This is a genomic window from Klebsiella quasivariicola, from assembly GCF_002269255.1.
Classification (GTDB): domain Bacteria; phylum Pseudomonadota; class Gammaproteobacteria; order Enterobacterales; family Enterobacteriaceae; genus Klebsiella; species Klebsiella quasivariicola.
Genome location: NZ_CP022823.1, coordinates 5,161,055 through 5,174,175, shown reverse-complemented (window position 1 = coordinate 5,174,175; position 13,121 = coordinate 5,161,055). Strand labels below are relative to the sequence as shown.

Below are 13,121 nucleotides of genomic sequence, written 5' to 3'. Positions count from 1 at the left end.
ATGATGTGGTATCAGCAAACCCTGACGCTTGGGCCCAAATCCCGTGGTTTTCATCTGGTCACCGACGAAATCCTCGGCCAGATCCGCGGGTTGGCCGGGGTGAAGGTCGGCCTGCTGCACCTCCTGCTCCAGCATACTTCTGCTTCTCTGACGCTCAACGAAAACTGCGATCCCACCGTTCGGTATGACATGGAGCAGTATTTTCTCAACGCCGTGCCGGATAACGCGCCGTACGAACATGATTATGAAGGCCCTGATGATATGCCTTCGCACATCAAATCATCGATGCTTGGCGCGTCGCTGATGCTGCCGGTCGAGGACGGGCGCGTCAAACTGGGGACCTGGCAGGGCATCTGGCTGGGGGAGCATCGGATACACGGCGGGTCGCGGCGCATCGTTGCGACGCTCATGGGGGAATAAAAGATGACAATTTCGGAGTTATTGCAGTACTGCATGGCGAAACCGGGAGCAGAGCAGAGCGTCCACAGCGACTGGAAAGCCACGCAGATTAAGGTCTCAGACGTGCTGTTTGCCATGGTGAAGGAGGTTGAGGACCAGCGGCCGGCGGTCGCGCTGAAGGCGAGCCCGGATCTGGCGGAGCTGCTGCGACAGCAGCACCGCGATGTCCGGCCCAGCCAGCATCTTAATAAAGCGCACTGGAGCACGGTCTATCTGGATGGCTCGTTGCCGGATTCGCAAATCTATTACCTGGTCGATGCGTCTTACCAGCAGGCGGTGAAAATGCTGCCGGAGCCGGTCCGGCAGCAGCTTACCCGCTAATTATTTCAGCATGGGCTTCAGGAAGCGCGCGGTGTGCGAGGCTTCGCACTCGGCGACGGTTTCCGGTGTACCGGAGACCAGTATTTCGCCGCCGCCGCTGCCGCCTTCCGGGCCGAGATCGACAATCCAGTCCGCGGTTTTAATCACATCAAGGTTGTGCTCAATCACCACGATGGTATTGCCCTGATCGCGCAGCTGGTGCAGCACCTCCAGCAACTGCTGGATATCGGCGAAGTGCAGACCGGTGGTCGGCTCATCGAGGATATACAGCGTCTGGCCGGTTCCGCGTTTGGAGAGTTCGCGCGCCAGCTTCACGCGCTGGGCTTCACCGCCGGAGAGCGTGGTTGCCGACTGGCCGAGACGAATATAGGTCAGGCCGACGTCCATCAGGGTTTGCAGCTTACGCGCCAGCGCCGGTACGGCATCAAAGAATTCACGCGCCTCTTCAATGGTCATATCCAGCACTTCGTGGATGGTCTTACCCTTGTACTTAATCTCCAGCGTTTCGCGGTTATAGCGTTTGCCTTTGCACTGGTCGCACGGCACGTAGATATCCGGCAGGAAGTGCATTTCAACCTTGATCACTCCGTCGCCCTGGCAGGCTTCGCAGCGTCCGCCGCGGACGTTAAAGCTAAAGCGCCCCGGCGTATAACCGCGGGAGCGGGACTCCGGCACGCCGGCGAACAGCTCGCGCACGGGGGTAAACACCCCGGTATAGGTTGCCGGGTTGGAGCGCGGCGTGCGGCCGATCGGGCTCTGGTCGATATCAATCACTTTATCGAAGTGTTCCAGCCCCTGGATGTCGCGATACGGCGCCGGTTCGGCGATGGTTGCGCCGTTGAGCTGGCGCTGGGCAATCGGGAACAGGGTGTCGTTGATCAGCGTCGATTTACCCGAGCCGGAGACGCCGGTGATGCAGGTAAACAGGCCGACAGGCAGGGTCAGCGTCACGTCTTTCAGGTTGTTGCCACGCGCGCCGGTCAGCTTGAGGACTTTCTCCGGGTTGGCGGGCACGCGCTGCTTCGGTACTTCAATTTTGCGTTTACCGCTCATGAACTGGCCGGTCAGGGATTCCGGGACCGCCATAATGGCCTCCAGCGGCCCTTCCGCTACCACCTGGCCGCCGTGGACCCCGGCGCCAGGGCCGATATCGATCACATGGTCGGCGGCGCGAATCGCGTCTTCGTCATGCTCAACGACGATCACGGTGTTGCCTAAATTACGCAGATGGATAAGGGTACCCAGCAGGCGTTCGTTATCGCGCTGGTGCAGGCCGATGGAGGGCTCATCCAGGACGTACATCACGCCAACCAGCCCGGCGCCAATCTGGCTCGCCAGACGGATACGCTGGGCTTCGCCGCCGGAAAGCGTTTCCGCTGAACGGGAGAGCGTCAGGTAGTTGAGGCCGACGTTAACGAGGAACTTCAGGCGATCGCCAATCTCTTTCAGCACTTTTTCGGCGATTTTCGCCCGCTGGCCGGAGAGCTTCAGATTGTTGAAGAAATCCATCGCGTGGCCGATGCTCATATCGGAAATGGTCGGCAGCGGCGTGTTTTCCACAAACACGTGGCGCGCTTCGCGACGCAGACGCGTGCCGTCGCAGCTGGCGCACGGACGGTTGCTGATGAACTTCGCCAGCTCTTCGCGCACCGCGCTGGATTCTGTCTCTTTGTAACGGCGTTCCATGTTATGCAGCACGCCTTCGAACGGATGGCGGCGTACCGAGGTGTCGCCGCGGTCGTTCATGTATTTGAATTCAATATTCTCTTTACCGGAACCGTACAGCACCACTTTCTGCACGCTGGCGCTGAGGGTGCCCCACGGCGCTTCGACGTCGAATTTATAGTGCTCCGCCAGCGACTTCAGCATCTGGAAGTAATAGAAGTTACGCCGATCCCAGCCGCGGATGGCGCCGCCCGCCAGCGACAGCTCCGGATTCTGCACCACGCGGTCGGGATCGAAATATTGCTGAACGCCGAGACCGTCGCAGGTCGGGCAGGCGCCCGCCGGGTTGTTGAAGGAGAAGAGACGCGGCTCCAGCTCGCGCATGCTGTAGCCGCAGATCGGGCAGGCGAAGTTAGCGGAAAACAGCAGTTCTTCCGCTTTTTCATCATCCATATTGGCCACGACGGCGGTCCCGCCGGAGAGTTCCAGCGCGGTTTCAAACGACTCCGCCAGGCGCTGCGCCAGATCGTCGCGCACCTTAAAGCGGTCAATCACCACCTCAATGGTGTGCTTCTTCTGCAACTCCAGCTTCGGCGGATCCGAAAGATCGCAGACTTCGCCGTCGATCCGCGCGCGGATGTAGCCCTGACTGGCGAGGTTTTCCAGGGTTTTGGTGTGCTCGCCCTTGCGCTCTTTAATAATAGGCGCCAGCAGCATCAGGCGCAGGCCTTCCGGCTGCGCGAGGACGTTATCGACCATCTGGCTGACGGTTTGCGCCGCCAGCGGCACATCGTGATCCGGACAGCGCGGCTCGCCGACGCGGGCGTACAGCAGACGCAGGTAGTCGTGAATTTCGGTAATGGTACCCACCGTCGAGCGGGGGTTGTGAGAGGTTGATTTCTGTTCGATGGAAATCGCCGGCGACAGCCCTTCGATATGGTCGACGTCCGGCTTCTCCATCAGCGACAGGAACTGTCGCGCATAGGCGGAGAGCGATTCGACGTAGCGACGCTGGCCTTCGGCATACAGGGTGTCGAAAGCGAGTGAAGATTTGCCAGACCCGGACAGCCCGGTGACGACAATGAGTTTGTCGCGCGGGATGACGAGGTTGATGTTTTTGAGATTATGGGTGCGGGCGCCCCGAACTTCGATCTTATCCATTCACCTTTCCCGGTAGGTAGATACACGGATTGCCTGGTTTGCTTGAAGGACAAACGGCAGAAACGGCTAATTATGACACAATTTAACCTGAATGAATATACAGTATCGGAATGCAAATTCAGGGGGAGTGTGCAACAATGTCTTATCGGGTGCTATCTCTGGAATCAGCCTCGCAGCTATCAAAATGCTACGTGGAAATGGTACACTCGCGCGTTTACACTATTAAGAAACGTATTCAGGAGACACGAACATGGCCAGCAGAGGCGTAAACAAGGTGATTCTCGTCGGTAATCTGGGGCAGGACCCGGAAGTACGCTACATGCCAAGTGGCGGCGCTGTCGCCAACTTCACGCTGGCAACTTCCGAATCCTGGCGTGACAAGCAGACCGGCGAAATGAAAGAGCAGACCGAGTGGCACCGCGTTGTGCTGTTCGGCAAACTGGCAGAAGTCGCTGGAGAGTATCTGCGCAAAGGCTCTCAGGTGTACATTGAAGGCCAGCTGCGTACCCGCAAGTGGACCGATCAATCCGGTCAGGACAAATACACCACCGAAGTCGTGGTGAACGTGGGCGGCACCATGCAGATGCTGGGCGGCCGTCAGGGCGGCGGCGCACCGGCAGGCGGCGGCCAGCAGCAGGGCGGTTGGGGTCAGCCTCAGCAGCCGCAGGGCGGCAGCCAGTTCAGCGGCGGCGCACAGTCTCGTCCGCAGCAGCAGGCGCCGGCAGCGCCTTCTAACGAACCGCCGATGGACTTCGACGACGACATTCCGTTCTAAGGCTTGCCTTAAGCGCATTGTCTGCGCAGCTAAAAACAGAAAGCCCCGGTTTCGCCGGGGCTTTTTCTTTCTCATTCCTGCACCGTCATTTCAGGGGGGGGGGGGGGGGTGACCAGCGGTGACGAGCGATTCAGATGACGGGCACCTTAGCGGTGGCGGGCGTCGCCACGCCGGGCTGTGGTTTGGCTGGCTGCGCCACCGGCTCCTGCCGCGGTACGGCCGTCGCTTGCTGTTTGCGGGCCATATCATCGACGATCAGCCGATAGGCGATGTAATACTTATAGATATTACTGACGTAGGTGACCGTCTCGGCGCCAATTTTTTCTGCCGCCAGATTTTCGACATTACCGAACCAGACGTTCGGGTCAAATCCTCGCTGTTTAGTCATGGTGCGCAGGCGGGCGATACGTGCCGGACCCGCGTTATAGGAGGCAAAGGCAAACAGCGCCTTATCGAGCCGGGTCATGGGCTCATCGGCATAGTAGCGATCTATCATCCAGCGCATGTATTTCACGCCAGCATGGATGTTGGGATCCAGCTGTTTAATATCGCCCACTTTCAGCTCTTTTCCGGTGCTGGGCATCACCTGCATCACCCCGACGGCCCCGACGTGGCTTCGCACCGACTGGTTCAGCCGCGACTCCTGGTATCCCTGGGCCGCCATCAGCAGCCAGTCGACATCGTAGCGATCGCCATATTTGCGGAAGACTTCCACCATGGCGAGGAACTTGCGCCGCTCCTTACTCGCCGCGGCATTTTTGACATAGCTGGCATTTTTCAGGTAACGCAGCAGGAGGGTATTGCCCAGCGTGGTGCCCTGACGATTCTTTTTGACGAAGTTGTTCAGCACCGCCAGCAGCTGCGGGCTGTCTTTGCGTACCGCCCACGCAATGTTACCGCCGTCGCGCAGCACCACGTTGTCATGGATCTGAATTTTTGGAAACACCTGTTTCCAGAACATCGCTTTATGCTGATCGACGACGATCAATGGCACCAGTCCGGCGTTGAGCATTTCCAGCAGATCTTCATCCTCCAGCGCTTCCGGCGCCGCCTCCAGTATCACCGGTGGGCGCGACTCACGGGCAAATCGGGCGTTCAGCGCCTGCAGGCTGTCATAATAGCTGGAGGAGCGGCGAACAAAGACGGTTTGGCCGGAGAGCAGCTCCAGGCTGTCGACCTTCGGCGATGCCGGCCCGGAGATCAGTAATTCTTTCACGTTGCTGTAGAGCGGCTGGGCGAAATCGACCACGGCTTCCCGCGAGGGCGTGATGGTCAGATTGGCAGCCGCAATATCGCCTTTACCTTCATTAAGCGCGATAAAGAGATTATCCCGGCTGACCGGCACAAAAACGATATGCAGCTTCAGGTGGCGCTGTTTGAGCTTTTTATCCTTCGCCAGCTGTTTATTCAGATCGTTTTCCAGCGCGATAAAGATGTCGTGCGTTGCTCCGCGCTGAGTGCCTTTATCAATAAAAAAGAAGGTTTTGCTGTAGGTGGTTAATACCCGAATGGTACGCCGCTCGGTCATGCCGGGCAGATCGCCTTTCCATGGCTGCAGCATATCGTCGATGTGAATCGACAGCGTATTGTCTTCGCTTGCTAACGGCGGCGTTTTTTCCGCCTCCGCCGCAAGCAGGAAAGGGGCGAATAACAGCGTCGCGAGGCAGATAAGCCTGGCGATAAACCGGCGTGATAGCAAGTTTGCGTTCATGGAGGAACACTCCGCAGGGGGATGTGATTATTTTAGCAGAACGGCCGCCGTTAGCCGGGCACGACAAGGGATGAAAAAACATAACGATACCGACAAATAGTTTTCTCCAATATTAGCGCTTACTATTAATGTGCTTTTATCTTTAATTTAACTATGGAGATAATATGGCGGAAATGTGGTTTTTTTATGATAAGTAGAAATGAATGATGATATTTTTACTTTCTTCTTCTCTATTTTCTTTTTGGTAACTTTATGATTGTTAAGGTGTGTTTTATTTTTCTGTGATATTGCTTATTATCATCTTGATAATGAATCTCATTTTTATTACCGTAACACGGCACATAACTCTTATTATTCGCTGTCTGGATTACGCTATCAAAGAATAGCGCGCAGCGCTTTTTCTCTAATGATGAAACAGGGCACTTAATTTTATTCTGCCTCACGCTGTTTTCTTATTCCCATTAATGCCGGGAAGGGGCTGACCTGCGCCAAAATCTGGCGCGGCGCTGAGGCGAGTGTTTTATCCCATTGTTTTTTCGATTGGGGAAGGCGTTATGCCCGACAGCATCAGAAAACAGGGCATATTCTATGAAATACACATCTCACTTCCCGCTGGGGATCGTCATTCCTTTGCTCGCCTGTAGCGTGCCGCTGCAGGCGGCGGAGAACGTGACCGAACAATCGACGCCTGACGAAAGCGCAAGCACTGCCGAAAACCACGAGGAGACGATGGTCATAACCGCCGCCAGGCAGAACCTGCAGGCACCGGGCGTGTCGACCATTACCGCAGAGGAGATCCGCAAACATCCCCCCGCCCGCGATGTGTCGGAGTTAATTCGCACACAGCCAGGGGTAAACCTGACCGGCAACTCCACCAGCGGTCAGCGCGGCAATAACCGGCAAATTGATATCCGTGGCATGGGGCCCGAGAATACGCTGGTGCTGGTCGATGGTAAACCGGTCACCAGCCGTAACTCGGTGCGGTATGGCTGGCGCGGCGATCGTGACTCCCGTGGCGATACCAGTTGGGTGCCAGCGGAGATGATCGATCATATCGATGTGATCCGCGGCCCGGCGGCGGCGCGCTATGGTAATGGCGCGATGGGCGGGGTTGTCAACATCGTGACCAGGCCGACCACGCCTGAATGGCACGGTTCGTGGAATACCTATATGAATGCGCCGCAGCACCGGAAAGAAGGGGCGACGAAACGTACCAACTTTAGCCTCAATGGTCCGCTGTCGGACAGTGTCAGCTTCAATCTTTGGGGGAATCTGAGTAAAACCCAGGCCGATGCTCAGGATATTAACGCCGGGCATGAAGCGGAACGTACCGGTTCCTACGCCGGTTCTTATCCCGCCGGACGTGAAGGGGTGGTGAACAAAGATATTCACAGTAAGCTGCGCTGGGCGTTCGCCCCGATGCAGGCCCTGGAGTTTGAGGCCGGTTACAGCCGCCAGGGTAATCTCTATGCCGGCGACACGCAAAACACCAATACCAGTACGCTGGTGAAGAGTATGTACGGGAAAGAGACCAACCGTCTCTACCGGCAAACTTACGGCGTAACATGGACCGGCGGCTGGGATAATGGCGTGACCAGCAACAGCTATGCCCAGTACGAACACACCCGTAACTCGCGAATGGATGAAGGGCTGGCGGGCGGTACGGAAGGGATCTTCTCCAGTAGCGAGTTTTCAGATATCGATCTGGCCGATGTCCTGCTACATAGCGAAGTGAATATTCCGTTTACGCTGGGGGTCGATCAGAATCTGACGCTGGGCACCGAATGGAATCAGCAGCGGATGAAAGATGGCGTATCGACAACCCAGGCGCTCTCTTACGGGACTATCGACGGTGTGTCGGCTACTGGTCGTAGCCCGTACTCCAGCGCCGAGATCTTCTCGCTGTTTACCGAAGATAACATGGCGCTAACGGACAGTACCATGCTGACCCCCGCGCTGCGCTTCGATCATCACAGCATCGTCGGCAATAACTGGAGCCCGTCACTGAACCTGTCCCAGGAACTGACGGACGACTGGACGCTGAAGCTGGGCATTGCCCGCGCTTACAAGGCACCCAACCTCTACCAGTTGAACCCGAACTATATTCTCTATAGCAACGGTCAGGGTTGTTACGCCAGTAGTTCCGCCTGCTATCTGATGGGGAATAGCGACCTGAAAGCGGAGACCAGCGTTAATAAAGAGATTGGTCTTGAATACAAGCATGATGGCTATCAGGCGGGGATCACCTGGTTCCGTAACGACTATCACAACAAGATTGAGTCAGGGTATGCGGCGGTGGGTACTGCCAGCAACGGTACCACCAATATCTATCAGTGGGAAAACGTACCAAAGGCGTTAGTGGAAGGCCTGGAAGGAACGCTGAATCTTCCGGTGGGGGAGACGGTTAACTGGAGCAATAACCTGACATGGATGCTGCAGAGCAAGAATAAGACGACCGGCGACCGACTGTCAGTGATCCCGCAATTTACCCTGAACTCGACGCTGAGCTGGCAGGTTCGTGAAGATCTCTCCCTGCAGAGCACCTTTACCTGGTATGGCCGACAGAAACCAAAACGCTTTAATTACAAAGGCGAGGCGGTTAGCGGCAGTGAACTAAACGAAGTCAGCCCATACAGCATTGTCGGTTTCAGTGCGACCTGGGACGTGAACAAAAATCTAAGCTTCACCAGCGGGATAGATAACCTGTTTGATATCCGCCACTACCGGGCAGGGAATGCGCAAACGACCGGCAACGCGACGACGGGAGCTTATCTGTATGGCGCGGGTGCGGAGACCTATAACGAATCGGGGCGGACCTTCTTTGTGAGCGTTAATACTCACTTCTGATGGGGCTGATGAGGAGTAAACCGGGTGCAGCGCGACCCGGTTTTTTTATTTCAGATGAAAGCGGAGGAGGCGGTTATAAATGGTGACAAAATCTTCACGCCCTCTACATTATTAGCTCAACATATCCTTTTATACTGATTTCCGTCGCGCAAGGTCGTTGATCCCGACCGGGTTCGATAATAGCGTCCTGCTATTTCCCTTCTGTAATATCCCCTGTCCCCCTTCCATTCCCAACCGCAGCAATGCGGAGGAGGGGGACCTTCCTTATTTTTGCCGCGTGACCTGATAGCGATACTGAGTGGGCGTGAGCGCATGATATTTTTTGAAGGTACGATTAAACGCACTGAGATCGTCATAACCGACCATCATACAAATATCGACAATCCGGTAACCGGGCGTCGTCAGCAATAAACGGCAACACAGCGACATGCGCTGCTGACGGATATATTCCATCGGCGAACGATCAAAATAATGACGGAAGAGCCGAAACAAATGCCAGGGAGAATAACCCGAGATATCGCTCAGATCGTCGACGGTCAGTTTCTTATCCAGATTATTATCGATCCACAGGAGCAGGTCGTTTAATACCGATTGCTGGAGCGTTTTGCTACGCATGAGTGAAGCTAATCCCATAATGAATGGCTCCTCAGCGAGGAGCCCTGGGGTTTATTGAACAGTGAGTTCGCCGTGGCGAACCTGATAATTTTTTTGGTTATCAGGGCCAATATAGTCGCTGGCGGGTTTTGCCAGCGGCAGATTATCAAACGTGGTTGATTGCTCTGCATGGTAATTTTCGCCGTCATTCACGTCGCCGCGCCCGTTATACCGGGCAATGGCCGGGAAGGGGTACACCGGGCGAGTCGCGATAACGGCCGGAGCGGCGTCAGCGTAAGGCTGACTGACTTTCTGCACGCCGTGAAACTGCGTCTGCGCATCGGTTTTTTCTGTCATCGGCGGCAGGTCGGCAGCGGCTGTTGCCCGTTTGCCGGCCATAATTTCCTGCGGCGCGATGCCTTCCTCGGTCCAGCGCATCAGCGGAGTCAGGAGATCAATTTGATCGTAACCTTCGCCATTACCGCAATGGGCCACCCCTGGCAGCAGAAACAGCCGCAGGAAGGTATCCGTTGCGGTATGGCCCATCTCTGCCTCTACGCCGCGGAAATAGGCGATTGAAAAGGCCGGACTAACGGAGTCATCGGCCAGGCCGTGCCACAGGATAAGCTTGCCGCCGCGCTGTTGATAGGCATGAAGATTGGTATTTGCCGCGTTATAGAGCGGTGCCAGTTGGGCGACGGCGTCAAAATTCTGCTGATTAAGCGGGAAATCCCGCATCGATTGGATCTTCTGTTTTCCTCCCGGCAGGAGCACGGATTGCAGAGCCGGCAGTACCATCATTTCCGACATCGAGTGGCCGTTCGGCGTCTCGGGCACCGGCCAGCGTAGCTCGGAGCCCATCGGCAGACCGCCAGCGACAAACTGGGCGCCGTGGCTGTCGTAAGCGCCGCGATAGAGCTTTTTCACCACCTCGATCTCTTCCTGCGTCAGGCAGGCAGAACGGTTCTGAGCATCGGCAGGACAGCGGGGGAGCCATGTCTCAGAGAACTGACACGCATAGGGATTTTGCAGGATGCCATCCTGCACGCCGGAAAGCGTTGGGCAGTGGGCCAGCACGGCCTGGTGAATCAGCGGCAGGCGATCTTTCAGCAGGATAGCGGTACCGTCCGGACGCTGATTGGCGGCCACATTCCAGCCGTGAAAGAAGGAGTTCTGAAACTGGAAAAAGGCCGCTGGCGCGCCAGCGCTGATACCGTCAAAATCCTGCGGAAAGCGCTGCGCTTCCATCAATGCTTCGCGACCGCCGTCTGAGCAGCCCATAAAGTACGCGTACTTTGGCGGCTGGCGATAAAGCGTCTGCATCACCGCTTTGGCCAGCACTGCGGTCAGGTGGTTGGCGCGCCAGGCAAAATCGATGCGCTTTTGCGGATCTTCGGCCCATGATGCATCCATCATACTGCCATGGTGCCCCATATCGGTTGCTGCCACCACGAATTCGCCGTTCATTGCCGGCAGGCAGCCGCTGGCATTCGACAGACTCAGGTTAATACTCCCGCACAGTCCGCCGCAGCCGACCTGCAAGAAACGTTGACTCCAGCGCTGGGTCGGCAGGGCAATCTGCACGCCAATCTGGGGGGCGATAGTGGCGCTCACCTTGCACCAGCTTCCCTGCGCGGAGGTCTGCATTTCAGTGTGGTCGATAGTGACCTTTGCGCCAACGGCGGCGCTGAAGTCGGTAGCGCTTAGCGCATCGCATGTTAGCGCGGGGAGAACAATCGGCAGACTGGCGGCAGCCTGCGCTGGAGAGGCGAACGATAACCCGAAGAGGGCGCAGAGGATGACGGGTAAGATTGTCTTGAGTAAGCGTGTCATACGCAGTTCCCTGTGGCTGATGATGGGAGGCGGCAGGATGGCGAAGCCTATGCCTCACCTTCCCTGGCGAGGCGCCACTGCTTGGCTATTGTAGATAACGATAGACTTTCCTTGATGCCTTGATAAGGCGACCCTACTGTATTCTGCTATTTTGAGGAAAATATGGAGATGGTCGTTAACGGCGTCTGGCGATGAATGCCTAATAAAATGTTGTGATGTCGATTGCATAATTTATTCAATTTCTCTTCATTAAATCTGCTGGGTTGCAGGTTATTTTTCTCCCTGTTCCTGGTGATCCCAGAGAGCATCATTCCTAACGAGATCCTTCCCCCTTTCCATTAATAAGAAAGGGGGCTTTTTATTAATAAAAACGTTCAGGTAAATCTAAATATAGTCCTGGTGTTGGCCATTAGAACCATGGGTTTCAGAAAAAGTTCCATCATTAAATATATTTTTAAAGATGCTTTAACATCCATTTTTTCTCCATTTTGTCGCCATAATTGCATGTAATTCTGCGCCTCGCTCAGGTTATTTTCTGTCGCATATTTTAGATATGCACCCTGAACAAATAAGCTCAACGCCAGCAGAACACTGCTATTGCTCATTCTCTCGTAGACGACACATTCATGTTAAAAAAGACCCATATCATCAACGGATTATTGATTGCCCCCTTAACGTTGTACGCCGCAACATCTTATCAAGTTGATGATATCCGCTTTGAAGGGCTGCAGCGCGTGACCGTCGGGGCGGCGCTATTAAGTATGCCGTTGCACGCGGGAGATGCGGTGACGCCAGAGGACGTCAGCGAGGCAGTGCGCGCGCTGTATGCGAGCGGCAATTTCGAGAACGTGCAGATCCTGCGCGATGGTAAAACGCTGGTGGTGCAGGTTAAGGAGAGGCCCACTATCGCCAGCGTCAGTTTTTCCGGAAATAAGTCGGTGAAGGATGATGCGCTAAAGGAAAATCTCGCCGCGACCGGTATTTCTGTCGGTAGCGCACTGGATAGAAATTCGCTTAGCGAAATAGAAACGGGTTTGGGTAATGACTCCAATTTACTGATAGTGTTTTATGTTCAGATAGTGCCCGATGACTTTGTCATGCAGCTCCACCGATTTTGAGAACGACAGGGACTTCCTGCCCAGCCTTGCCAGATGCTGTCTCAGATTCAGGTTGTGTCGCTCAATTCGCTGCGTGTAACGCTTACTGATGACGTGCAGTTTTCCCTTCAGACGTGACTCATACATCGGCCAGCCGTCCGTCATCCATACCACCACGTCAAAAACTGACAGCAGGCTCAGAAGACGCTCCAGTGTGGCCATAGTGCGTTCACCGAAAACGTGGGCTACCACCGCCCTGCGTATCCTGTCATACGCGTAAAACAGCCAGCGCTGACGTGATTTTGCACCGACGTAGCCCCATTGCTCGTCCATCTCCGCACAGACAATGACATCACTGCCCGGCTGTATCCGGGAGGTTACTGACTGCGGCCTGAGTTTTTTAAATGGCGCAAAATGGTGTTGAGGCCCACGCCCATTAGTCGTGCGGTGGCACGGCAACCGACGCCGTTCATAGCCATATCAATGATTTTCTGGTGTGTACCGGGCTGAGAAGCGGCATAAGTGAAGGTGAGCTGCCATGTTTTACGGCAGTGAGAGCAGAGATAACGTTGATGCCCGGCAGTACTTTTGCCATTACGCATCACGCCTTCAGTAGCGGAACAGGAGGGACAGCAGACGGAGACTGAAGCCACGGGAG

9 protein-coding genes and 1 pseudogene are annotated in these 13,121 nt (G+C 55.7%); 5 read left to right on the top strand and 5 right to left on the bottom strand.

Translation table 11 applies throughout. The features are described from left to right. Positions 1-3: 3 nt before the first annotated feature. Both B8P98_RS26020 and B8P98_RS26015 read left to right on the top strand, forming a co-directional pair. Positions 4-420 carry a secondary thiamine-phosphate synthase enzyme YjbQ gene (locus B8P98_RS26020; protein WP_025713814.1) on the top strand — a complete coding sequence of 139 codons (417 nt, stop codon included), beginning with the start codon at positions 4-6 and terminating at the stop codon, positions 418-420. 3 nt (positions 421-423) lie between these two features. Further along, entirely contained in the window at positions 424-780 is a 357-nt protein-coding gene (locus tag B8P98_RS26015) for an MmcQ/YjbR family DNA-binding protein (protein ID WP_025713815.1), read from the top strand. Here B8P98_RS26015 and uvrA read toward each other — a convergent pair whose 3' ends face one another. Beyond that, entirely contained in the window at positions 781-3,606 is a 2,826-nt protein-coding gene (uvrA, locus tag B8P98_RS26010) for an excinuclease ABC subunit UvrA (protein WP_025713816.1), read from the bottom strand. It abuts the gene before it with no gap. 250 nt (positions 3,607-3,856) lie between these two features. On the opposite strand from uvrA, the gene ssb1 reads away from it, so the two are divergent. Further along, positions 3,857-4,381 carry a single-stranded DNA-binding protein SSB1 gene (ssb1, locus tag B8P98_RS26005; RefSeq protein ID WP_025713817.1) on the top strand — a complete coding sequence of 175 codons (525 nt, stop codon included), beginning with the start codon at positions 3,857-3,859 and terminating at the stop codon, positions 4,379-4,381. Positions 4,382-4,511: 130 nt separating this feature from the next. Here ssb1 and B8P98_RS26000 read toward each other — a convergent pair whose 3' ends face one another. Beyond that, positions 4,512-6,092: an MltF family protein gene (locus tag B8P98_RS26000; protein WP_080897962.1), complete on the bottom strand. Its 1,581-nt coding sequence runs from the start codon at positions 6,090-6,092 to the stop codon at positions 4,512-4,514. Positions 6,093-6,680: 588 nt separating this feature from the next. On the opposite strand from B8P98_RS26000, the gene B8P98_RS25995 reads away from it, so the two are divergent. Beyond that, the gene (locus B8P98_RS25995; RefSeq protein ID WP_025713529.1) at positions 6,681-8,939 is read left to right on the top strand and encodes a TonB-dependent siderophore receptor; all 2,259 of its coding nucleotides are present in this window, start codon (positions 6,681-6,683) and stop codon (positions 8,937-8,939) included. Between the two features lie 264 nt (positions 8,940-9,203). On the opposite strand, the gene B8P98_RS25990 is transcribed toward B8P98_RS25995, so the two are convergent. Beyond that, entirely contained in the window at positions 9,204-9,572 is a 369-nt protein-coding gene (locus tag B8P98_RS25990) for a helix-turn-helix transcriptional regulator (RefSeq protein WP_095033566.1), read from the bottom strand. A gap of 33 nt (positions 9,573-9,605) precedes the next feature. Continuing rightward, positions 9,606-11,366 (bottom strand): tannase/feruloyl esterase family alpha/beta hydrolase, encoded by a 1,761-nt coding sequence (locus tag B8P98_RS25985; RefSeq protein ID WP_095033565.1) that lies wholly within the window; start codon positions 11,364-11,366, stop codon positions 9,606-9,608. Between the two features lie 626 nt (positions 11,367-11,992). On the opposite strand from B8P98_RS25985, the pseudogene B8P98_RS30565 reads away from it, so the two are divergent. Continuing rightward, a pseudogene (locus B8P98_RS30565) lies at positions 11,993-12,403 on the top strand (POTRA domain-containing protein); the annotation flags it as partial. Between the two features lie 15 nt (positions 12,404-12,418). Here the strand turns inward: B8P98_RS30565 and B8P98_RS25975 are convergent. Next, positions 12,419-13,116 (bottom strand): IS1 family transposase gene (locus B8P98_RS25975; protein WP_223174630.1). Its coding sequence is split into 2 segments (ribosomal slippage): positions 12,419-12,867 and positions 12,867-13,116, totalling 699 coding nucleotides; the frame shifts between segments, so codons are not numbered across the junction. Between the last annotated feature and the right edge of the window lie 5 nt (positions 13,117-13,121).